Raw genomic sequence first — 20,882 nt, forward strand, 5'->3', positions numbered from 1 at the left:
ACAAATCGTTCGCGCATCCGACGCGCTTCCCGAATCATGGATCGCCCGCCTTCCCTGCCCCAGACGCTCGACGAGCAACTCTGCTTCGCGCTTTACTCGACTTCGCACGCGATGACGAAGGCGTACAAGCCGCTGCTCGACAAGCTGTCGCTGACCTATCCCCAATATCTCGCGATGCTCGTGCTGTGGGAGCGCGACGACCTGGCCGTAAAGGACATCGCCGCGCGGCTCGACCTCGATCCGGCCACGGTCACGCCGCTGCTCAAGCGGCTGGAAGCGCTCGGCTACGTCGAGCGCGTGCGCAGCGCGGCGGACGAACGCGTCGTCAACGTGCGCGTGACGTCGGAAGGCCGTGCGCTGAAGGACCGCGCGCGCTCGGTGCCCGCCGACCTCTTTTGCGCGATGCAACAGACACCCGACTTCCTGATCAGGCTGCGCGCCGATCTCCAGCAGTTGCGCGACGCGTTGTCGGTGGCCAACGAACGCTGACGCTCGCACGCTGAAACTCGGACCGACCTACCCGGCGCCGCCGGTTTTTTTAAAAATTTGATTTGCACACTAATCATTTGTGTTCTATATTCTGGTCATGGCCGGCGACATCCCGTCCAACCGGACCGCTTTCTCCCTCTCTTCCCGACAGGAGCTGCACGATGAACATTCTGTACAAGACCAGCGCCACGAGCACGGGCGGCCGCGACGGCCGCGCGGTATCCGCCGACCACAAGCTGGAAGTGAAGCTGGCCGCGCCGCGCGAACTCGGCGGCACGGGTGCGGAAGGCACGAATCCGGAGCAACTGTTTGCCGCAGGTTACTCGGCCTGTTTCCTGAGCGCGATGAAATTCGTCGCGGGCCAGAACAAGCAGACGCTGCCGGCCGATACGCAAGTCACCGCGGAAGTGGGCATCGGCCCGAACGACGCAGGCGGCTTCGGGCTCGACATCGAGCTGCGCGTGTCGCTGCCGGGGCTGGACAAGAACGACGCGCAAACGCTGGTCGACAAGGCGCACCACGTGTGCCCGTATTCGAACGCCACGCGCAACAACGTGCCGGTGCGCCTGACGGTCGTCTGACGCGACGCAGGTTGCGGCTTCAGTAGAGTACAAAAAGGGCGCGTGCGGCTCCATGCCGCACGCGCCCTTTTGCGCGATTCGTCGAAATGGCGGGCCGGCAGGCCCGCGTGCGCCGCTTAGCGCGCGCCGATCGAATACGGACGGTTCATTGCCGCGTCGCGATCGATCTTGCGCATGCGGAATTCGAGATCGTAGATGTCGGTGGCTTCGGCCAGGTACGCGTCGGCGCGCTCTTTCGCGGCCTTTTCAGCGTTCTTGGTCAGCATCAGGAAGAGGTGGCTCAGCAGGTACATGGTCGATCTCGCTGTTCAAAGGTTCTGGACTAGGGTTTTCCCGAATTATAGGGAAAACCCTAGTCTTTGACCAGCGTCGATCAAACGGTGCGTCGTTCGGTCGCCACAGTGCGGCGATGGGCTTCGAAAAAAGCCCAGATCATCGCGCTGGCGTCGGGGCCGACCGCCGCGTGAAACGGCACGGCTTCGTCGCCGCCGGCCCACGCGTGATCGAGCCCTTTCACGTGGCACAGCCGCACGACCGGCTCGCCGTCGCGGCACACGTCGGTAATCTGGACGCCCGTTTTGCGCGTCTCGACGCGCTCGCCGCCGCGCAGCGCGCCCCGGCTGTCGGCGAGCCCGTTCAGGCGCATGAACTGGACGGTCAGCTGATCGGCATTCTTCGGCGCGACGACATGATCGCCGTCGCCCTGGACGATCAGCGCGGGCATGCCCGGATACGCACCGGCATCGACCAGCGCGTCGACCGCCGCGGCCGGGTTCTGCCGCAGCCCGCGGCGCATCACGTCCATCGCGGTGATGCCGGAATTCGCTTCGCCGAACGCGGGGCCCGAGTGCAACGCGACCGCCGCGAAACGGTCCGGGTGGTGCAGCGCAAGCAGCGACGCAAGCCCCGCGCCGGCCGACAGCCCCGCGACGTAGACGCGCGACGCGTCGAAGCCGTGCGCGTCGACCAGCGCGTCGACCAGCGCCGCCACCGTGTCCGCCTCGCCGCGCCCCGCGCGGTCGGTGTCTTCATACCAGTGCCAGCATCCATGCGCGTGCGCGCGCGGCGACTGTTCCGGGTACAGCACCGCGAAGCCGTGCTTGTCGGCCAGCAGGTTCATTCGCGTGCCCTGCGCGAATTCGTCCGCCGACTGCTGGCACCCGTGCAGCATCACGACGAGCGGCATCGCGCCACGCCGGCGGCCGGGCGGTACGTAAAGCCCGTACGCGAGATTCTGGACGAGGCGGCCGAGCGCGGGCGCCATCGGATGTTCGCCGCGCGTCCACTCGCCCGCCGCCCACGCGGCCGCGCGCGGCCGCACGCGCGATTCGCGTGGCGGGGACGGATCGGACACGGCGGGAGAGGCCGCGGCCTCGAGTGCGTCGCGCGTGATGCGCTGCGCGTCGCGCGCCGCGCGCTTGGCGACCGGGGACAGCATGCGTTTCATGCCGCCCAGCCACACCTTGGTCAGACTTTTGGTCATCGATCGGGCTCGCAGTCAGGAAAAATAGGGGCGCGATGAAGGCGCCGCAACGGATGCATCGTTTGACTTTGTGCAATGCACCATAACATTGTTTCCAGGATTTTTCCTGCTCGCCGAGCGTGCCCGGCAGCGCAAAAAACGGGCCTCATGCGGACGCGGCGCTATACTGGGGTTTGGTCGCTTGTATCCGTTGTAGTCGTTCTTCCCGGCTCGCGCGTTGATTTAAGCATTGTCCCGCCTTCGTTCGTCCCCTTCCCGATGTTCGACCTGCCCGCTCACCTGTGGATCATGATCACCGCGTTCGGCGGCGCCGGCCTGACGTTGCCGCTCGCGATCACGATAGCCGTCTGGCTCGCGCTCGGCTACTCGTGGCAGCGCGCGGCCGCGTGGCTCGGCGTGCTCGCGGCCGCGATCGGCGTGGTGGCGCTCACGAAGATCGCGTTCCTCGGCTGGGGCATCGGCATCCGCGCGTGGGATTTCACCGGGTTCAGCGGCCATGCGATGCTGTCGACGTCGGTGTATCCGGTCGCAATTTTCCTCGCGCTGATCCGCACGCGCACGCCGGTGCGAATCGCCGGCATCGCGCTCGGGCTGGCGGCCGGCGTCGCGGTCGGCGTGTCGCGGGTCGCGCTCGACGCGCATTCGCCGTCCGAATCGATCACCGGCTGCATCGTCGGCGCGATCGCCGCGCTCGCGTTCATCGCCGGCTCGTGGCGCGCGGCGCCGCACCGCTGGTCGGTGCCGGCGGTCGTCGCGAGCCTCGCGCTCGTCACCGTCGCGCTCCACGGCCTCACGGTGCCGTCGCATCGCTGGGTCACCAAGGTCGCGCTGGAACTGTCGGGCCACGAGCGCCCGTTCGTCCGCGCGCGCTGGAAGGCCAATCCGAACTACCATCCCGCGTCGCAGCCGTCGTCGCTGCAGCGCACCGAATCGGCGCCGCCTGTGCTTCACGCGTGACCGGCCGCCCGGCCGCCCGTTTTCACCGCCCGTTTTCACGTCTGATCTTCACGTCTGATCATTTCATGCGCACCGCCGCATGAGCAGTATGTCGAGCGTTATAACCCGCCCTATATTACGATGACGGTTTCCACCCATTCACGACGAACTCCCATGCGCTCAACCGTCCGTCCGCTTCGCCGCGTCCTGCTTCGCTTACTGCCGATCGCCACGCTCGCCGCCGGGATCGCGCTCAGCGCGCCCGCTTGCGCCGCCGACGAACTGGTCGTGTCGGCGGCCGCCAGCCTGACGAACGCGTTCAAGGCCGTCGGCGACGCGTACGAGAAGCAGCATCCGGACACCAGGGTGCTGTTCAACTTCGGCGCATCGGACGTGCTGATGCAGCAGATCGCCAAGGGCGCGCCGGCCGACGTGTTCGCGTCGGCCGACCAGAAGGCGATGGATCGGGCGGTGAACGAGAAGGTGATCGTGCCCGGCACGCGCCGCGATTTCGCGGCGAACTCGCTCGTGCTGATCGTGCCGGCGGACAGCCGCGCGGCCGCGCCGACGTCGCTGAACGACCTGACCGCGCCGGGCGTGAAGCGCATCGCGTACGGCGACCCGGCGTCGGTACCGGTCGGCCGCTACACCGAGGGCGCGCTGCGCGCGGCCGGGGTGTGGGATGCGGTCAGCGCGAAGGGCGTGCTGGCCGCCAACGTGCGCCAGAGCCTCGACTACGTCGCGCGCGGCGAGGTCGACGCAGGCTTCGTGTTCGGCACCGACGCGGCGATCATGCCGGGCCGCGTGAAAATCGCGCTGACGGTGCCGACCCAGACGGCCATCACCTACCCGATCGCCGTGGTCAAGGACAGCCGCCACGCCGCGCAGGCGCAGTCGTTCATCGATTTCGTCGCGTCGCCGCAGGGCCAGGCCGTGCTGTCGACGTTCGGCTTCAAGCCCGCCAAGTGAGCGAATCGCGATGCAAGACGCCTGGGTCCCGCTACTGCTGTCGCTGAAGGTTGCCGGCTGGGCGACCGCGCTCGACATCGTGCTCGGCGTCGCGGCCGCGTTCATGCTCGCGCGCTGGCGCTCGCCGCTGCGCGACGTCGTCGATTCCGTGCTGACGCTGCCGCTCGTGCTGCCGCCGACGGTGCTCGGCTATTACCTGCTCGTGCTGCTCGGCCGGCGCGGCGTGTTCGGCGCGTGGCTCGACACGTTCGGCATCGAACTGGTGTTCACGTGGCAAGGCGCGGTGATCGCGTCGATGGTCGTCGCGTTTCCGCTGATCCTGAAATCGGCGCGCGCGGCGTTCGAGGGCGTCGATCCGCATCTCGAGCGCGCCGCGCGCACGCTCGGGCTCGGCGAAGCCGCGGTGTTCTTCCGCGTCACGCTGCCGCTCGCTACGCGCGGGATTCTCGCCGGGGCGCTGCTCGCGTTCGCGCGCGCGCTCGGCGAATTCGGCGCGACGCTGATGATCGCCGGCAACCTGCCCGGCCGCACGCAGACGCTGTCGGTCGCGATCTACGCGGCCGTGCAGGCCGGCGACGACAACACGGCCAACTTCCTCGTGCTGGTGACGTCGATCACCTGCGTGCTCGTGCTGCTCGCGACCGGCTGGCTCGTGCCGTCGCGCGCCCGGCGGAGCCAGTTGACTTGACGTCCTCCTCCGCCTAAAGGGAGAGGATTCCCACACCTGGCGATGCACGTCCGCATCGGAAAATGTTCAGCGCAGCGTTGATATCACGATCATGCACGACACCACATCCACTGCAGGCCCATTCTCTTATTCGCAGTCCCGCGATACCTTTCGGCCGCGTCGTGCTGGCTTGCGACCCGCACGACGAACAGGACTGGGTAGAACCGCTTTCGTCGACTTCCTCGAACGTGGCGCCGTGCGCGATCGCTTTGTAGCGGAGCTTGTTTCGGAAGGACGACCAGGATGCGTCGTAGACGCTTTTCGCCATTCTGGTTCTGGCGAGTTTTGCGGCCAACACGTTGCCGACCGCGATGTAATCGAAACGCCGCACCAGATCGAGCGCGAGCTTGTGCTGGAAATCGGCACGCGCATTCGCGACCTTGGCGTGCAGCTTCGCGATATGCCGCTTGTGCTTTCGTGCTCGCTGCGCTTTCGCGAGTTTCTCGGCCGCGCATCGACCGAACCGATCGTTAGGCAGCTTCTCGCCGGTCGAAAGTGTGGCGAAGTCTTTCAGGCCGAGATCGATGCCGACGCCGGAACGGATAGGTCGGGCCGGAACATCCGGCATCTCGATCACGATGTTGAGAAACCAGTTGCCGCGTGCATCCTGCGCAAAGCTGGTTCCATCCTTGATCTTGCCTTCGGGAAGCGGTCGGCTGTTGAACACGCGGAAGGTGTTGCCGGCGAAACGGAACGCGCCGCCCTCGCGCTTCAGGTCACGCCCCTTCAGCGGCACCCAGCCCAGCGATTTCCTGCCGCGATAGCGCAGGTAGGGCCGACGGCGCTGGCTGCGCGACTTCGCGTATTGCTCGCACGTCGCGTTGACCGTACCGGAGTGAATACCGAGTTCCTTGCTGCTCCCCGTCGTCAGCACGTTCAGATCGAATCCCGTCGGCCACTTCTTGCTCCACTTGAGCGCGTGCTTCTGCGTGTCGTTGCAGAAGTTCCAGACGTAGTTCACCGCGCGGCTCTGCTTGTTAAGCAGTCCGTTGAGCGATTTCACCCGGTAGCGATAGACAAGGATCATGCAGGTGATCCTAACCCGTGGAAGAAGCTGCCTGTCAACAGCACGCCTCTCCTCCCCGTCCTGAAGGACGGGGTTTCTCGGAGCAAATTCTGATGAAGCACCTGCGCTGCCCGTATCACGTCTGTCGTCCGGCAGCCGGCCCGCTTCGGCGGAGGCCCGCATGAGCGTCGTCGTCGATATCCGCAAGACCTACGCGAACGCCGAGCGCCGCTTCACGCTCGACGTGTCGTTCACGGCGACGACGCAGCGCGTCGTGCTGTTCGGGCCGTCGGGCGCGGGCAAGAGCATGACGCTGCAGGCGATCGCCGGGCTGCTGACGCCCGACGCAGGCGCGATCACGCTGAACGGCGAGCCGCTGTTCGACGCCGCGCGCCGCATCGACGTGCCGACCCGCGAACGCCGTGTCGCGTACCTGTTCCAGGACTACGCGCTGTTCCCGCATCTGAACGTGCGGCAGAACATCGCGTTCGGGCTCACGGCCGGCCTGCGCAACCCGCGCGCGAAGACGGCGCCGCCGGAGGTCGCGTACTGGCTGCGCGCGTTCGATCTCGAATCGCTCGCGGGGCAATATCCGTCGCAACTGTCGGGCGGGCAGAAGCAGCGCGTGGCGCTCGCCCGTGCGCTGGTCGCGCAGCCGCGCATCCTGCTGCTCGACGAACCGTTCGCGGCGCTCGACGGCGCGATGCGCCAGCGCATGCGCCACGAGCTCGCCGAGCTGCAGGCGCGGCTCGACATCCCGATGGTGCTGATCTCGCACGACCCCGACGACGTCGCCGCGTTCGGCGATCAGGTCGTGCAGTTGAGCGAAGGACGCGTGCAGGCGAGTTCGCCGCATGCCGAGTGGCCGACGCGCGTCACCTGAGCGCGCGACGCCGTGGTCGTGAGCGTGGCGCCGGTCGCCATGTTGGAGCCTGGGAGCAGCCGCGTCGCGGCACATGCTGAACGCGGAAACGAAGCCGGTGCGATGCGCACGCATGCTGCACCGGCTTCGCCCCGCCCCGCACGACGGCCGCCGGCCAACGCGAGCCGCGCTACCGCGCGGGTCAGCCCGTCACCGCCAGAATCACGCTCGACGCCTTGAACAGCGCGATCGCGCGCCGACCGGCGTCGAGCTGCAACGCATCGACGCTGTCGTTGGTTACGACGGCCGTCAGCGTCCCGCCGCCGTCGAGCGCCAGCGTCACCTCGCTGTTGACCGCGCCCGCCGTGACGGCTTCGACGCCGCCGCGCAGCCGGTTGCGCGCGGATACCTTCAGGTCGGGTCCGCCCTCGTCGACCGCGAGCACGACCCACGACGCCTTCACCAGCGCGCACGCGTCCGCGCCTTCCCGCAACCCGAGCGCCTCGGCGCTTTCGTGCGTCAGCACGGCGACGACGGCTTGCCCGCCCGGCAGCGCAAGCGTGACCTCGTCGTTGACGGTGCCGCGCACGATCGATGCGACCTTGCCGAACAACTGGTTGCGCGCGCTCGTCTTCATCCCGATCCGCCCGATCAGCGCCCAGTCGACGTCGAAGCCGGCAACGGCCGCGCTCGCGGCCTCGATGAAACGGCGATGCTCGCGCTCGATCGCGCGGAACGCGGCGATCAGCGACGTCGCGCGCGGCGTCAGCGTGGTGCCGCCGCCACCCTTGCCGCCGGTCGAACGCGCGACGAGCGGTTCGCCGGCGAGATTGTTCATCGTGTCGACCGCGTCCCACGCGGCCTTGTAGCTGAGGCCCACCGCCTTCGCCGCACGCGTGATCGAACCGGTGTCGCCGATCGCCGCGAGCAGCGCGATGCGCGTCGCGCCGCCGAGCGTCTGTTCGCCGGCGCGCAGCCACAGCTCGCCGCCCAGTTCGAGCGGTTCGGCGGACGAGGAAGAATGCGGTGCGTCGGTCATCATCGGCATGCGTGCGGGGAAACGGGCGGCCATTATAGGGTCCGGCGCGTGGCGCTCAGCCCGACTTGCCGTCGAGCTTCGGCGGCCGCAGGCTGGCGAGCAGCGTCTCGGCGTCGCGCGCGGCCCGCTGTTGGAGCGCGGCGCCGTAGCCGCGCACGAAACCGAGCTGGTACGGCGGCGCCGACAGTTGCTCGAGATGGTGCAGCGCGACCATCGCGTCGTTCGCTTCGCCGAGCACGCTCTGCACGCGCGCCAACGTCTTGACCGTCTCGGTGCGCGTGCGGCGCGACGCCAGCGACGCGAAGAATTCGAGCGCGTAGCGCAGCCGCTTCGCATCGATCCGCACCTGGTGGCGCGCCGCCGTGTCGAGCGACGTGAGCGACGGCGATCCGTAGAGATGACCGAACAGCCGCCGCACGCGCTTGGTCGCGTGACGCCGCAGCGACGGCGCGTCGTCGCCGTCGGCCGCCGGCAGCACGAGCGCGCTCAGCCATTCGAGCCAGCCGAGCGTCAGCCGCGCATAGCGGGCCGAATGCAGCGCCTGCCGCAGTTCGACGCGCGCGGCCATCGACTGCGCACGGGCGGCGTCGAGCGTGCCGTCCCAGTCGCTGCCGCCGCCGTCGGCCGCGATCAGCGCGGGCAGGCTCTCGGTCGCGAACACGTCCCAGTCACGCACCGTGCCGAGCAGCTTGGCGAGCCAGCGCAGGTCGACGCCGAGCGTGTCCTTCCATTGACGGTCGGTGAAGCGCGGGAAGAAGCGCATCAGCGTGCGCAGGCGGCGCAGCGCGACGCGCATCTGGTGCACGAATTCGGGATCGTCGCGATCGAGCACGCCGCATTCATTGCCGAGCCATTGCGCGGTGATGTCGCCGGCCAGCGCGAACAGCGCGGCGCGCTGCGTGCGGATGCCGGTCAGGTCGACGGGCTGCGCCTTGACCAGCGCGGCGGCCACCGGCCCGCCCGCACAGGCGCGGTCGATCACGCTCGTCAGTTGCACGAACGCGGGCCACGCGCCGCTCAGTTCGCGCGCCGCGGCAAACAGCGCGTGCAACGCGGCCGTGCGCGCGGCCACGGTTTCCCAGTCGGGCGCGGCCAGACGCAGCTCGACGTAGCGGCGCGGCGGCTCGCCGCCGCCATGCAGCATGATGTCGTCGAGCGTCATCTCGACCACGACGCCGCTGTCGTCGGCCCAGCGCCCGCGCCGCCGTTCGCTGACGATGCGCAGCGCCGACGCCTGGGCCCGCGCTTCGTCGGTGTCCGGCGCAATGCCCTCGGCGTCGGCGGCCGGCGCGTCGGCGGCCGGCGCGTCGGCGGCCGGCGCGTCGGCATCGGCTGCGCCGGCCGTCGTGGGCACCGGCAGCGGCGCCGCGACGACGATGCCCGCGTGCTCCGCGTCGAACAGCTCACGCTGCGTGACGCCGGGGGCGAACGTCTCGGTGCGCGATGCGACGACCCGCGTGCCATGCGCGTTCGATTCCACCCAGGTCCACCAGTTCGCGCCGGGGCTCCGCTCGGCCTCCTCGATCTGGCACGGCTCGATCGTCACGCGCTCGTGGCCGCGCCGCATCCGGACCTGCGGGCAGATCCGCCACGCACGCACGAGTTCGGCGCCGAAATCGCGCTGCGCGCCACGGGTGCGGCTTGCGCCCTGGACCGGCCACCCTTCCAGCGACAACGACAACACGATTTCCAGCACACGCGACATGGAGGCTCCTGCACATGAAGGATCGCCGGCGCATCGACCGCGCCGGCGTCGCTCGTGAAGCAGCTTCCATAGTACACGCCGCCCCCACGCGCAGGCGCCGATCCGGCACCGACGCGCTGTGGCAAGTCAAGCCGGCACGTCAGGCCGCGTATTGCGCGATGCCGTTGCCGAACGACCAGTTCTCCTTCAGCACCTCGACCAGACTGATGAATACGTCTTCCTGCCGCACGCCGGGCTGCTGCGACAGATTGTCGGCGATCGTCCGGTACAGCGAGCGCTTCTGCTCGAGCGTGCGCGTGTTGTTCGCGGTGATCTGGATGATCACGAGATCGTCGCTGCGTTCGATATCGAGGTAATGGCGGCCGAACACGAAGTTCTCGGCCGCATGCTCGGTCACGACCATGAAGATGTCGTCCTCGGGGACGTTGAACGTCTGGATCAGCGCGCGTTGCACGCCGTCGACGAGGGCCTTGCGGTAGGCGGCCGGTTTGCCTTCGCGTACGGCGATACGGGTGAATGGCATGGTGCTGCTCCTGTCGGTGAGTGACGTTGAAGAACGAAAACACAGCATCAGGTTAGGCGCGCGCACCTATAATAAACAGTCATTGATGAATATTTCATCCATTTTCATTTGAAATGAAAGTACTCGATCTCGATGCCGTCCGCGCGTTCGTGCTGGTCGCCGACCTCGCCAGCTTCACGCGCGCCGCCGATGCGCTCGGCACCACGCAATCGGCCGTCAGCCTGAAGCTGAAGCGGCTGGAAGCCCATCTCGGCAAGCCGCTGCTCGCGCGCACGCCGCGCGTCGTCAAGCTGGCCGCCGACGGCGAGACTTTCCTGCCGGCCGCCCGCGCGCTGCTCGACGCGCACGAGCGTGCGCTCGGCGCGATCTCGACCGGCACGGTGCGCCTGTCGCTCGGCGTCAGCGAGCACGTCGCGGTGCCCGACCTGCCGGCCGTGCTGACGAGCCTCCACCGGCAGGATCCGGGGCTGTCGCTGGAAATGCATCTCGGGGCGTCGACGAGCCTGCTCCCGCAATACGACGAACGGCGGTTCGACGCGGTCATCGCGCGGCACGAGCCCGGCGAGGATCCGCCGCGCGACGACGCCACGCCGCTCTTCACCGAGCCGCTGGCCTGGCTCGCCGCGCCCGACTGGGCGCCGCGCGCCGGCGAGCCGCTGCCGCTCGCGGTGCTGGCCGGCCCCTGCGGCGTGCGCGCCGCCGCGCTGCGCGCGCTCGACCGCGCGGGGCTGCCATGGCGCGAGCGCTTCACGGGCGGCGGGGTCGCGGCGGTCGCGGCCGCCGCCGCGGCGGGGCTGGCCGTCTGCCCGCTCGCGCGGCGCGTCGCCCCGCGCACGCTGGTCGACGTCGGCGCGAAATTCGGGCTGCCGGCGCTGCCGCAATCGCAGGTCGTGCTGTATTCGCGGGTACGCGACGCCCGCGCCGCCGCCGCGCTGCGCAGGTTCGCCGACAGTCTTGCAATCTCGGCGTAAACTAGCGGGCTCCACCGCAATCTCCAGACGAATCCCAATGAAGCCCGACGCCCGCCAGCACCTCCGCGCCAACCTGCTGATGCTCGGCGCCGCCGCGATCTGGGGCTCCGCTTTCGTCGCGCAACGCCTGAGCCTCGACGTGATCGGCCCGTTCCTGTTCACCGGGCTGCGCTTCCTGCTCGGCGCGCTCGTGCTGGTGCCGCTGCTGATGCTGAATCCGGCGTCGCGCGCGCAGCTCGCGGCGATCCGGCGCGACTCCGCGCTGCTGCTGCCGGGCGTCGCGCTCGGCGGCCTGCTCGCCGTGTCGATCTCGCTGCAGCAGGTCGGCCTGCAATACACGCGGATCGCGAATGCCGGCTTCATCAGCTCGCTATACGTCGTGATCGTGCCGCTGATGGGCGTGTTCGCGCGCCACCGGATCGGCGCGGGCACGTGGTTCGGCGCGCTGCTGGCCGCGATCGGCCTGTATTTCCTCAGCATCGACGAGCACTTCTCGGTGCTCTACGGCGACTGGTTCCAGCTCGCGGGCGCCGTCATCATCGCCGCGCACGTGATGGCGGTCGGCCATCTCGCGAAGCGCCACGATCCGCTCGTGCTCGCGTTCCTGCAGTTCGCCGTATGCGGCGTCGCGTGTCTCGCGGTCGGCCTCGCCGTCGAACCGGTCAGCGTCGCGATGCTGCGCGGGGCGCTGCCGACGCTGCTGTACGGCGGGCTGCTCTCGGTCGGGGTCGGCTATACGCTGCAGGTCGTCGCGCAACGCGACGCGGCGCCCGCGCACGCGGCGGTGATCTTCAGCATGGAAGGCGTATTCGCGGCGATCGCCGGCTGGGCCGCGCTCGGCGAAACGCTGACGCTGCGCGCGCTCGTCGGCTGCGCGCTGATGCTGGCCGGCCTGCTCGCGTGCCAGTTGCTGCCGAACGGCGACGCGCGGAAAAAGGACGAGGACGCGCTGCCGGCGTGACGCCCACCGTCCCTATAATGGCGATTCGCGTGACTTCCACGCCAACCGCTTCCGACAGGCCAGCTCCGTGACGTCCACTTCCGTCGATCCCGCCGCCGACCTGCTGCGCGAACGCGCAGCGCACTACGCCGCCCAGGCGGCGCTGTTCCTGCGCGACCAGGCGCTCTCCACCGCGTCGCACGACCTGCGCAGCCCGCTGAATGCGATGCACAGCTGGGCCTACGTGCTCGAGCGCCAGCTCGCGAATGCCGACCCGAACCTGCAGCGCGCGCTCGCGGGCATCCGCACGGGCATCGACCAGCAGGTCGCGCTGATCGATGGCGTGCTCGACGCGCCGCGCGCGGAAACGCGCACGCTCGCGCTCGCGCCTCGGCCGTTCGCGCTGCGCGCACTGCTCGACGAAACGATCGCGCTCGTGCGTTTCGCGCTCGCGGACGCCCGCCAGGTCGCGCTCGACACGACGCTGCCGGACGGCGAGCCGTCGCTCACCGTCGATCGCGAACGCGTCGCGCAGGCGCTCTGGACGCTGCTGACGACGGCCGTCGAGGCCAGCGCCGCGGGCAGCCGCGTCGCGTTCGCCTGCACGCGCGACGGTGTGCAGTTCACCGCGCACGCCACCTGCACCGTCAACGCCGGCGTGCTCGTCGATCCCGCGCAGCCGCACGCGTTCGAATCGTTCGCGCGGCGCGAGATGCTGCACGAGCGCGACGCGAAACGCAGCGCATGGGCGCTCGCGCTGTGCCAGCGCGTCGCCCTCGCGCACGGCGGCACGTTCGCGCACGACGTGTTCGTCGACGGCGCGAGCGCCACCCTCACGTTCTCGATTCCGTGCGAGGCGCCGGTGTAAGCAAGCGCCCGCCCGACACATTACGAATTCCTTTCTGGCTCTATACTGACGGGCCTGTCATAACCGGAGCGATTCTTTGTTACAGATCTTCGCGCTCATCGGCGCGTTGTTCCTGGTGGCCCTGAACGGGTTCTTCGTTGCGGCCGAATTCGGCCTCGTCAAACTCCGCGCGACGCGCGTCAAGACCCTCGCCCGCAAGCACGGCCTGCGCGGGCGCATCCTCGCCATCGTGCACGGCCGGCTCGACGCGTATCTTTCCGCGTGCCAGCTCGGCATCACGCTCGCGTCGCTCGGCCTCGGCTGGGTCGGCGAACCGGCGTTCGCGGAACTGATCGGCCCGCTGCTCGACCTGATCGGCGTCGAGTCCGAACGCGTCGTGCACCTGATCTCGCTCGTGTTCGCGTTCTCGCTGATCTCGTTTCTGCACATCGTCGTCGGCGAACTCGCGCCGAAATCGATGGCGATCCGTCAGCCGGAGAAGGTCGGCCTGTGGGTCGCGCTGCCGCTCTACGCGTTCTACTGGGCGATGTATCCGGCGATCTGGGTGCTCAACACCAGCGCGAACGCGGTGCTGCGCCTTGCGGGGCTGTCGGCCGACCACGGCGGCGATGCGCACTATTCGACCGACGAGCTGAAGCTGATCCTGCGCAGCCGCCGCAGCGCGGCCGGCAATGCGGCCCAGCCGGCGCGCGGCACGTACAGCAACGACGAGTGGAATACGCTCGCGCATTCGCTGGATTTTTCGTCGATGACCGTGTCGGACCTGATGCGGCCGGCCCATGAAATGATCGGCCTGCGGCGCGACCTGCCGCTGCCCGACAACATGGAGATCGTCGCGCGGCACCGCTTCAGCCGCTATCCGCTGTTCGAGGATGCGTCGCGCGAACAGGTGAGCGGGCTGATCCACCTGAAGGACCTGCTGCTCGCGCGTCACGCGGGCGCCGCGCTCGAGGATCTGTCCGACTACGTGCGCCCGGTCCAGTACGTGAAGCCCGACACGCCGGCGCTGGAGCTGTTCCGCCGCTTCCGCAAGGGCGCGCCGCACTTCGCGCTGGTCGGCAACAAGGGCGAGAAGCCGATCGGCTTCCTGACGCTCGACAACCTGCTCGGCGCGCTGGTCGGCCAGATCCACGACGAATTCCGCCAGGGAGACGCCGACTGGAGCCGCCTCGACGACGGCACGCTGATGGGCAAGGGCAGCCTGCCCGTCGTGTCGCTCGAGCAGGCGCTCGGCATCGACATCGACGAAGGCCGCGCGGAATCGGTCGGCGGCCTCGTGATCCAGGCGTTGAGCGACCTGCCGACCGAAGGGCAGCGCGTGTCGTTCGACCGCTTCGACGTCGTCGTGAAGAAGATGAACGGGCCGCGCATCGTGCTCGTGCGCGTCTATCCGAAGATCGCGAAAGAGGCCGACGAATGACGGCCGCGCGCTGCATCGCGCGATGAATGGGCCGCTGCCGCGCTGCTGCGTGATCACGCCGGAACCGGCGTCCGCGTCGGCGGCCGATCGGGCCGCGTTCCTCGACCGGCTGTCGGCCGTGCTCGCGCGCGGCGAAACGCTCGTGCAACTGCGCGTGAAATCGTTCGACGCGGCCGCGTTCGCGTCGCTGGCCGCCGCGGCGCTCGCGCGCTGCGACGCGGCCGGCGCGCGTCTGATGCTGAACGGCCCGATCGAGGCAGCCGGCGTGATGCGGCTCGACGGCGCCGGCTGGCATCTCGACGGCGCCGCGTTGCGCGCCGCCGTGCAGCGGCCGCTGCCGGCCGGACGCTGGGTGTCCGCGGCGTGCCACTCGGAAGACGATCTGCTGCTGGCCGCGCGCGCCGGCGCGGATTTCGTCACGCTGTCGCCGGTGCTGCCGACGCTCAGCCACCCCGGTGCGCCAGCGCTCGGCTGGGCGCGATTCGACGCGCTGGCCGCACAGGCCGCGATGCCCGTGTTCGCGCTCGGCGGCATGACGCGCGCGCACCTCGACGATGCGCGCCGTCACGGCGCGTACGGCATCGCGGGCATTCGCGGGTTCTGGTAATTCGGCGCTTTCCGGCAGCGCGGCCGCGCACGATCGCTTACCGCCCCGCCACGCCGCCTCACGCGTTCATCGGCTCATGCGTTCAGGTTCGGACGCCTGCCGCGCCATGAACCGTCGTCGAGGCGACGCACGTCGTGCGTCAGCGCGTAGCGATTGACGTCGCCCGTCAGCCACGCGACGAGCGAATACGGCGGCAACTCCCCTTCCTCGACCCGGTCGCGCGCGCGTGCCGGCGTCTCGAACACCACCCGCCCGACCGGTGCGTCGAACGGCACCGCATCGGGCGACAGGTTCAACGCGATCGTCAACGTCTCGTCGTCGGCGAGCCGCCATGATGCGCACAGCGCGTCGGCATCGCCGTCGCCGTCCGCCTTGAGCGCATGGGCTGCCTGTGGCCGGCAATCGGACAGCCTCGGCGCGATCAGCTTCGCGCGCACCGCGAGCGCCGACTGCACGAAATGCGCACGGTCGATGTCGCGCGCGGTTTCGTCGAAGATCAGCGGGATCTGCGGCGTGAGCAGCGACAGCGCGAGCGCGGCCAAGCCGGCCGCCTGCCCATAATCGCCCGGGCCGCTGTCGCGCCATGCGCCGTCGGACAGTACGAGCGACGTCAGCGACAGTCCGCTGTCGGCGGCCATCCCGTCCGCCGATGCGGCCGGCTGGTACGCCGCGCCGGCCGCGGTCAGCGCGCGGGCGAGCGTGTGAATCGACTGGTGCGTGGAAATGCCCTCATGAGCCGACGTGTCGCGCCCGGTGAGCCGGTGCAGCGCGCGTTCGCCGCAGCCGTTCCACTGCGCATCGAAATGGGTATCGGCGAGATGCGCCGGATGCCGCTCGCTGCCGAGCACGAGGTGGATCAGCCGGTCGGCCGGCACGGCGGCGCGCACGCGATCCGCGATCTCGCGCAGCCACGACACGCCGATCCGGTCGGCTTCGCGCAGGCGCAGCCCGTCGCAGCGGTATTCGTCGATCCAGTACAGCGCGTTGTCGCAGAAGAAATCGCAAACTTCCGGATGATCGAGCGCGAGCGGCGCGGCCTGCAGCGGATCGTCGCGCGTATGGAAGAACGGCGCCGCGTAGTGGCGCAGCGCGTCGGTGCCGCTGCCGAAGCGCGCGTAGTCGAGTTCCAGCAGCACCGCGAGACCGTAGCCGTGCGCAGCGTCGATCAGTGCCTTCAGCGCGTCGGGGCCGCCTTCGGCCGCGAGCGGCGCGAACGGCAGGCTGTCGTGCGGCGACGCGAGCAGCTCCAGCGCGGTCACGCCGAGGCGCGCGAGTTGCGGCAGCCGGCGGCGCACGCCGTCGAAGCCGCCCACCGCGTGCGGGCGGATCGCGTAGAGCGCGATGTCTTCCCACGCGCGCCCGTGCCAGAACGTATTGCGCCACGTGAACGCGCGCGGATCGACGACCTCGCTCGGGCCGTCGAGCCCGTCGGGCTGCGAGCGCGACGCGGGATCGGGAATCGACACGGTATCGTCGAGACGATAGCGGTAACGTGCGCCCGCGCCGCAGTCGACGAAGACCTCGAACCAGTTCGGGCCGGCGCTCGTCATCGGGACGAGCATCGGGCCGTAGCCGGTATCGAGTTCGAGCTCGACGTGGGTGCTGCCGGGCGCCCACACGCGGAAATGCGTGCGCGGCGTCGTGCACAGCGCGCCGCAGGGCTGCGCGCCAAACGGCAAACAATGGATGTAGTGCTGCGCGTACGGATCGTGCGGACAATCGGACATCATGCGCTCCTCGTGCGTACCGAGCGGCATGGCCGCGCCGATGGCGCAGCGCATCGGGGCCCGGCATGCGAAGGCCAGGCGGGGGGAGAGCACCGAGTATGCGCCGGATTCGCCACGTCGATGCATCGTAGTCAGACATTTTTAAATGCGAATCGACCCTTGGAAAATCGCACGGGAAACCGGCCGGCACGCGCCGACGAGTCGGGTAGTCTGCATACCGGAATGATTGCTCGTCTTGTTGCGCCGGCCGCGCGCACATACGCTCTGCGTCCTGTTCGCGGACATGTCGTCCGCCCCGATCCGAGGACCTGCCATGTCGCTTCCCGCCAGCGCCGCGAAATTCGATCCGTCACGCGCACACGAATACGCCGAGCAATCGCGCATCGCGCTCGCCGGCTACGACGCGTGCCACGAACTCACCGCATGCATGCTCGCGTCGGCGATCGGTGCGGCCGATGCGCGGATGCTCGTCGCCGGCGCGGGCGGCACGGGCCAGGAAATCTGCGTCGCGGCCGCGCTCGAACCGGGCTGGCGGTTCACGGCCGTCGACCCGTCCGCGCCGATGCTCGCGCTTGCGCGCTCGAACGTCGAAGCCGCGGGTTTCGGCGCGCGTACGACGTTCGTCGAGGACGGCGTCGACGCGTTGCCCGACGTGCCCGCGTTCGACGGCGCGACGCTGATCGGCGTGCTGCATCACGTGCCGGGCGACGACGCGAAGGCCGCGCTGCTGCACGCGATCGCGCGACGCCTGAAGCCCGGCGCGCCGCTCGTGCTCGCCGGCAACCATCGCCGCTACGCGGACCACCCGCGCCTGCTCGACGCGTGGCAGCAGCGCTGGCGCATGAAAGGCGCCACGCCCGACGCCGTGCGTGCGCAACTCGCGAAGATCCTGCAGGGCGCCGATCCGCCCGCGTCCGAGGAAGCCGTGTTCGCGCTGCTGCGCGACGCGGGGTTCGACGCGCCGCTGCGTTTTTTCGCGAGCCTGTTCTGGGGCGCGTGGATCGCGGTGCGGCGCGCATGACGGTTCGGCGCGGCACGAAACGGCGCGCGCGACGCTATTTGCGTGCGCAACGGATGCGCTCGGTATGATGTCGTTCCCGCCCCCTTCCGGCCTCGACATGCTCACCGTCCATCACCTGAACAACTCGCGTTCGCAGCGCGTGCTCTGGCTGCTCGAAGAACTGGATGTGCCGTACGAGATCGTGCGCTATGAACGCGATCCGAAAACGATGCTCGCGCCGGCCGAATTGCGCGCGATCCATCCGCTCGGCAAGTCGCCCGTCGTGACCGACGACGGCCGCACCTTCGCCGAATCGGGCGCGATCATCGAATACCTGGTCGACCGCTACGGCGACGGGCGTCTCGCGCCGCCGCCCGGCTCGCCCGAGCGGCACGACTACACGTACTGGCTGCACTACGCGGAAGGGTCGGCGATGCCGCCGCTGCTGCTCAAGCTCGTCGCGCTGCGGATCGCGCATGCGCCGATGCCGTTCTTCGCGCGGCCGATCGCGCGCAAGATCGCCGCGGTGCTGCAGTCGGGATTCGTCGATCCGCAGATCGACCTGCATCTCGGCCATGTCGACGGCACGCTGGCGCGCAGCGGCTGGTTCGTCGGCGACGGCTTCAGCGCGGCCGACATCCAGATGAGCTTTCCGCTCGAAGCCGCGACCGCGCGCGGCGGCGGCATCCGGTATCCGGCGATCGCGCGCTTTCTCGACACGATCCATGCGCGGCCTGCGTACCAGCGGGCGCTGGAACGCGGCGGCCGGTACGATCTGCTCAAATAACCGGCGTCAGCTCAGCAGCCCCGCCGCGACGTTGATCGACAAGCCGAGCACAGCCATGTTGAAGTAGAACGACAGGATCGATTGCGCGAGCACCGAGCGCCGCGCGGAACGATTCGCGAGCGACACGTCAGCCGTCTGCGACGCGACCGCGATCGTGAACGCGAAATACAGGAAATCCCAGTAATCGGGCTCCGGGTTCCGGTCCGGGAAACGGAGCGCGCGGTCGCTGCTCGGCGAGCCGTAATAGAGCCGCGCGTAGTGCAGCGTGAAGATCGTCGGGATCAGGAACCACGCGCCGAACAGCGTCGCGCCCGTAATCGCGTAGTGGCTGAGCCCCGCGCGAAAGCCGACGCTCTTGGCGGTCGCGAGTTCGATCGCGATCGCGGCCACGCTCGCGACGGTCGCAAGGCACACGACGGTCAGCACGGTCGTCGCGTTTTCGTCCTCGCGGATCGCGACTTCGCGCACCTTGTGATGATGCGCGGTGACCATGCGCACCCACATCAACACCAGATACAACCAGACCGCGCAATCCCAGCCGATCAGTGCCCGCGCGGTGGCTCGCAGCGGAAGCGGCAGCAGCACCGCGCACAGCACGCCGGCGACGAACGCCGCGACCATGCGCGGCCGGTTGCGTAATACCTGCGGATAAAGCGTCATCGTGTGATTCCGAAAGCGGATGGAAAGGGTTCGGCCGCGCGCGCGGCAGCGCCGGCGCGCAACGCGCCCCGATTATCCTCATTCCGTCGTGACGTGGCGATGGGCGCGCGCCCAAGGAGCGCCTAAGATAACGGAATGACCGCCACCGCCCTGCTCTGCCGCCATCCCGCGAACACGGCCGGCCGCGACTTCGTCGTCGGCGACCTGCACGGCTGCGTCGACGTGCTGCGCGCGCTGCTGCACGACGTCCGCTTCGATCCGGCCCGCGACCGGCTGTTCTCGGTCGGCGATCTCGTCGATCGCGGCCCGGCCTCCGACACCGCGCTCGACCTGCTCGACCGGCCGTGGTGCCACGTCGTGCGCGGCAATCACGAGGAAGTGCTGAGCCTCGTCGCGCGCGGCAAGCTGCCGCCCGACGCATGGCGCGGGATCGGCGGCGACTGGGGCGCCGACCTGCCGCCGGAACGGCTGCGCGCGCATGCGGCGCGCGTCGACGCACTGCCGCTCGTGCGCGTGATCGGCGACGGCCCCGCGCGCTTCAACGTGCTGCATGCGGAATTCTTCGGCTCGGACGCGGATCTCGATACCGGCAGCTATCCGCACGACGTGCGCGAGCGGCTGATCTGGGGCCGCGATCTCGTCCAGGGGCTCGCCGATCCGGCGCTGCAGGCCGGGCTGTCGCTGACCTGCACCGGACACACGCCGGTGCGTGAGCCGCAGCGGATCGGCGCGCAATGGTTCATCGACACGGGTGCGTTCGCGCCGGCCGGGCGGCTCACGCTCGCCGAGCCGCGCACCGGCCGCACGTGGTCGATGACGCAGGCCAAAGCGCGCGAGCGCCACGCGGGCGACTGGGCGCTGCCCTGACGCGCCGGCCAAGCGAACGCTAGCCGACCTGATTCAGTTCGAACACCGCATCGACGGCCGAGCCGTTCCAGTTGTATTCGAGATAAGCCGCATGCTGGCAGTCGCGCAGCAGCGTCGTGCGGAACGCGGCCAGACACTCGCCGCGCGGATCGCGCACCGACGGATAGACGATCCCCGCGCCGCCGGCATGGCGCACCGCGCGGCCGAACGCCTGCCCCGCGCCGTAGTCGACCGGGTCCAGCAACGCGGGATCGCGCTGCGGCCACGTGCGCACGTCGGCGACGTCGCCATGCGCGAACACGGTATAGAGCCGCATCTGCTGGCGCATCGGCGGCTCCTTCGTCGCGGCGAGGAACAGCCCGCTGTGATAGCGCGTTTCAGCGATCGCCGTGTCGCGCGAGCGCGTGCAGTAGAACACGCCGTAGCTGCCGTCCGAAAAACGGCTGCCCAGCGGATTCAGGTGCGTGAACGCGGCCATGATCGGCCCCCAGCCCTGCCCGTAGCGGCGCTCGGCCGGCGGCACGAGGTCGAGCGTGCCGACTTCGTTGCGGATGCGGTCGTTGGTCAGCGATTCGAGTGCGTAGAGCGCGTCGAAATCGTCCGCCGACGCGACGCGGTCGAACAGGTTGATGGCCGGAAAACGGGTGGGAATCACGCGATAGGCTGGCGCCCAGTCGACGGTGGTCATGGGCCACCGGGTGACTTCGATCGGTGT

The 20,882-nt window shown here is 69.3% G+C and carries 23 protein-coding genes; 14 read left to right on the forward strand and 9 right to left on the reverse strand.

Translation table 11 applies throughout. The features are described 5' to 3' along the window. Positions 1–36 precede the first annotated feature (36 nt). Together J8I33_RS17020 and J8I33_RS17025 are read left to right on the forward strand one after the other, a co-directional pair. Positions 37–489 (forward strand): MarR family transcriptional regulator, encoded by a 453-nt coding sequence (locus J8I33_RS17020; RefSeq protein ID WP_050011353.1) that lies wholly within the window; start codon positions 37–39, stop codon positions 487–489. A gap of 161 nt (positions 490–650) precedes the next feature. After that, complete coding sequence (locus J8I33_RS17025; protein ID WP_050011354.1) at positions 651–1,070, forward strand: organic hydroperoxide resistance protein; 420 nt, start codon at positions 651–653, stop codon at positions 1,068–1,070. A 116-nt stretch (positions 1,071–1,186) separates the two neighbouring features. On the opposite strand, the gene J8I33_RS17030 is transcribed toward J8I33_RS17025, so the two are convergent. Both J8I33_RS17030 and J8I33_RS17035 read right to left on the reverse strand, forming a co-directional pair. Continuing rightward, entirely contained in the window at positions 1,187–1,363 is a 177-nt protein-coding gene (locus tag J8I33_RS17030; protein WP_069618521.1) for a DUF3563 family protein, read from the reverse strand. 80 nt (positions 1,364–1,443) lie between these two features. Beyond that, positions 1,444–2,553, reverse strand: a complete 1,110-nt coding sequence (locus tag J8I33_RS17035; protein WP_209938254.1) for a PHB depolymerase family esterase — start codon at positions 2,551–2,553, stop codon at positions 1,444–1,446. 258 nt (positions 2,554–2,811) lie between these two features. Here J8I33_RS17035 and J8I33_RS17040 point away from each other — a divergent pair, with 258 nt between their 5' ends. The 3 genes from J8I33_RS17040 to modB all read left to right on the forward strand — a co-directional run bounded on the left by J8I33_RS17040 (position 2,812) and on the right by modB (position 5,146). Beyond that, complete coding sequence (locus tag J8I33_RS17040) at positions 2,812–3,510, forward strand: phosphatase PAP2 family protein (protein ID WP_050011356.1); 699 nt, start codon at positions 2,812–2,814, stop codon at positions 3,508–3,510. A gap of 153 nt (positions 3,511–3,663) precedes the next feature. Beyond that, entirely contained in the window at positions 3,664–4,458 is a 795-nt protein-coding gene (gene modA, locus J8I33_RS17045; protein ID WP_209938255.1) for a molybdate ABC transporter substrate-binding protein, read from the forward strand. Positions 4,459–4,468: 10 nt separating this feature from the next. Further along, positions 4,469–5,146, forward strand: a complete 678-nt coding sequence (gene modB, locus J8I33_RS17050) for a molybdate ABC transporter permease subunit (RefSeq protein WP_124593249.1) — start codon at positions 4,469–4,471, stop codon at positions 5,144–5,146. 13 nt (positions 5,147–5,159) lie between these two features. Here modB and J8I33_RS17055 read toward each other — a convergent pair whose 3' ends face one another. Continuing rightward, entirely contained in the window at positions 5,160–6,212 is a 1,053-nt protein-coding gene (locus tag J8I33_RS17055) for an RNA-guided endonuclease TnpB family protein (protein WP_209938261.1), read from the reverse strand. A 160-nt stretch (positions 6,213–6,372) separates the two neighbouring features. On the opposite strand from J8I33_RS17055, the gene J8I33_RS17060 reads away from it, so the two are divergent. Next, a complete protein-coding gene (locus J8I33_RS17060; protein WP_050018279.1) occupies positions 6,373–7,074 on the forward strand; it encodes an ATP-binding cassette domain-containing protein in 702 nt (233 codons plus the stop codon). 181 nt (positions 7,075–7,255) lie between these two features. Here J8I33_RS17060 and J8I33_RS17065 read toward each other — a convergent pair whose 3' ends face one another. The 3 genes from J8I33_RS17065 to J8I33_RS17075 form a co-directional block, all read right to left on the reverse strand. Continuing rightward, positions 7,256–8,092, reverse strand: coding sequence for a TOBE domain-containing protein (locus J8I33_RS17065; protein ID WP_050018282.1), 837 nt, complete (start codon positions 8,090–8,092; stop codon positions 7,256–7,258). 55 nt (positions 8,093–8,147) lie between these two features. Next, a complete protein-coding gene (locus J8I33_RS17070; RefSeq protein WP_209938263.1) occupies positions 8,148–9,797 on the reverse strand; it encodes a CHAD domain-containing protein in 1,650 nt (549 codons plus the stop codon). Between the two features lie 139 nt (positions 9,798–9,936). Further along, complete coding sequence (locus tag J8I33_RS17075; RefSeq protein WP_050018281.1) at positions 9,937–10,320, reverse strand: tautomerase family protein; 384 nt, start codon at positions 10,318–10,320, stop codon at positions 9,937–9,939. Between the two features lie 113 nt (positions 10,321–10,433). On the opposite strand from J8I33_RS17075, the gene J8I33_RS17080 reads away from it, so the two are divergent. The 5 genes from J8I33_RS17080 (at position 10,434) to J8I33_RS17100 (ending at position 15,126) form a co-directional block, all read left to right on the forward strand. Then, positions 10,434–11,291, forward strand: a complete 858-nt coding sequence (locus tag J8I33_RS17080) for a LysR family transcriptional regulator (protein ID WP_124631286.1) — start codon at positions 10,434–10,436, stop codon at positions 11,289–11,291. Between the two features lie 37 nt (positions 11,292–11,328). Then, entirely contained in the window at positions 11,329–12,252 is a 924-nt protein-coding gene (locus J8I33_RS17085) for a DMT family transporter (protein ID WP_050017976.1), read from the forward strand. 67 nt (positions 12,253–12,319) lie between these two features. Beyond that, complete coding sequence (locus tag J8I33_RS17090) at positions 12,320–13,099, forward strand: HAMP domain-containing sensor histidine kinase (protein WP_050017975.1); 780 nt, start codon at positions 12,320–12,322, stop codon at positions 13,097–13,099. 76 nt (positions 13,100–13,175) lie between these two features. Then, a complete protein-coding gene (locus J8I33_RS17095; RefSeq protein ID WP_050017974.1) occupies positions 13,176–14,519 on the forward strand; it encodes a hemolysin family protein in 1,344 nt (447 codons plus the stop codon). 22 nt (positions 14,520–14,541) lie between these two features. Beyond that, positions 14,542–15,126, forward strand: a complete 585-nt coding sequence (locus J8I33_RS17100) for a thiamine phosphate synthase (RefSeq protein WP_209938279.1) — start codon at positions 14,542–14,544, stop codon at positions 15,124–15,126. A gap of 74 nt (positions 15,127–15,200) precedes the next feature. On the opposite strand, the gene J8I33_RS17105 is transcribed toward J8I33_RS17100, so the two are convergent. Then, entirely contained in the window at positions 15,201–16,853 is a 1,653-nt protein-coding gene (locus J8I33_RS17105) for a DUF3459 domain-containing protein (RefSeq protein ID WP_209938321.1), read from the reverse strand. Between the two features lie 313 nt (positions 16,854–17,166). On the opposite strand from J8I33_RS17105, the gene J8I33_RS17110 reads away from it, so the two are divergent. Then, complete coding sequence (locus J8I33_RS17110) at positions 17,167–17,874, forward strand: class I SAM-dependent methyltransferase (RefSeq protein ID WP_124639104.1); 708 nt, start codon at positions 17,167–17,169, stop codon at positions 17,872–17,874. Positions 17,875–17,971: 97 nt separating this feature from the next. Further along, a complete protein-coding gene (locus tag J8I33_RS17115; RefSeq protein WP_209938328.1) occupies positions 17,972–18,640 on the forward strand; it encodes a glutathione S-transferase in 669 nt (222 codons plus the stop codon). Between the two features lie 6 nt (positions 18,641–18,646). On the opposite strand, the gene J8I33_RS17120 is transcribed toward J8I33_RS17115, so the two are convergent. Further along, entirely contained in the window at positions 18,647–19,300 is a 654-nt protein-coding gene (locus J8I33_RS17120) for a DUF1345 domain-containing protein (RefSeq protein WP_050017971.1), read from the reverse strand. A gap of 135 nt (positions 19,301–19,435) precedes the next feature. On the opposite strand from J8I33_RS17120, the gene J8I33_RS17125 reads away from it, so the two are divergent. After that, a complete protein-coding gene (locus tag J8I33_RS17125) occupies positions 19,436–20,167 on the forward strand; it encodes a metallophosphoesterase (protein WP_124680563.1) in 732 nt (243 codons plus the stop codon). A gap of 19 nt (positions 20,168–20,186) precedes the next feature. Here the strand turns inward: J8I33_RS17125 and J8I33_RS17130 are convergent, their stop codons facing one another. Beyond that, positions 20,187–20,855, reverse strand: a complete 669-nt coding sequence (locus J8I33_RS17130; protein ID WP_089489125.1) for an RES family NAD+ phosphorylase — start codon at positions 20,853–20,855, stop codon at positions 20,187–20,189. Between the last annotated feature and the right edge of the window lie 27 nt (positions 20,856–20,882).

The sequence above is a fragment of the Burkholderia sp. AcTa6-5 genome, assembly GCF_017815075.1.
Lineage (GTDB): Bacteria > Pseudomonadota > Gammaproteobacteria > Burkholderiales > Burkholderiaceae > Burkholderia > Burkholderia sola.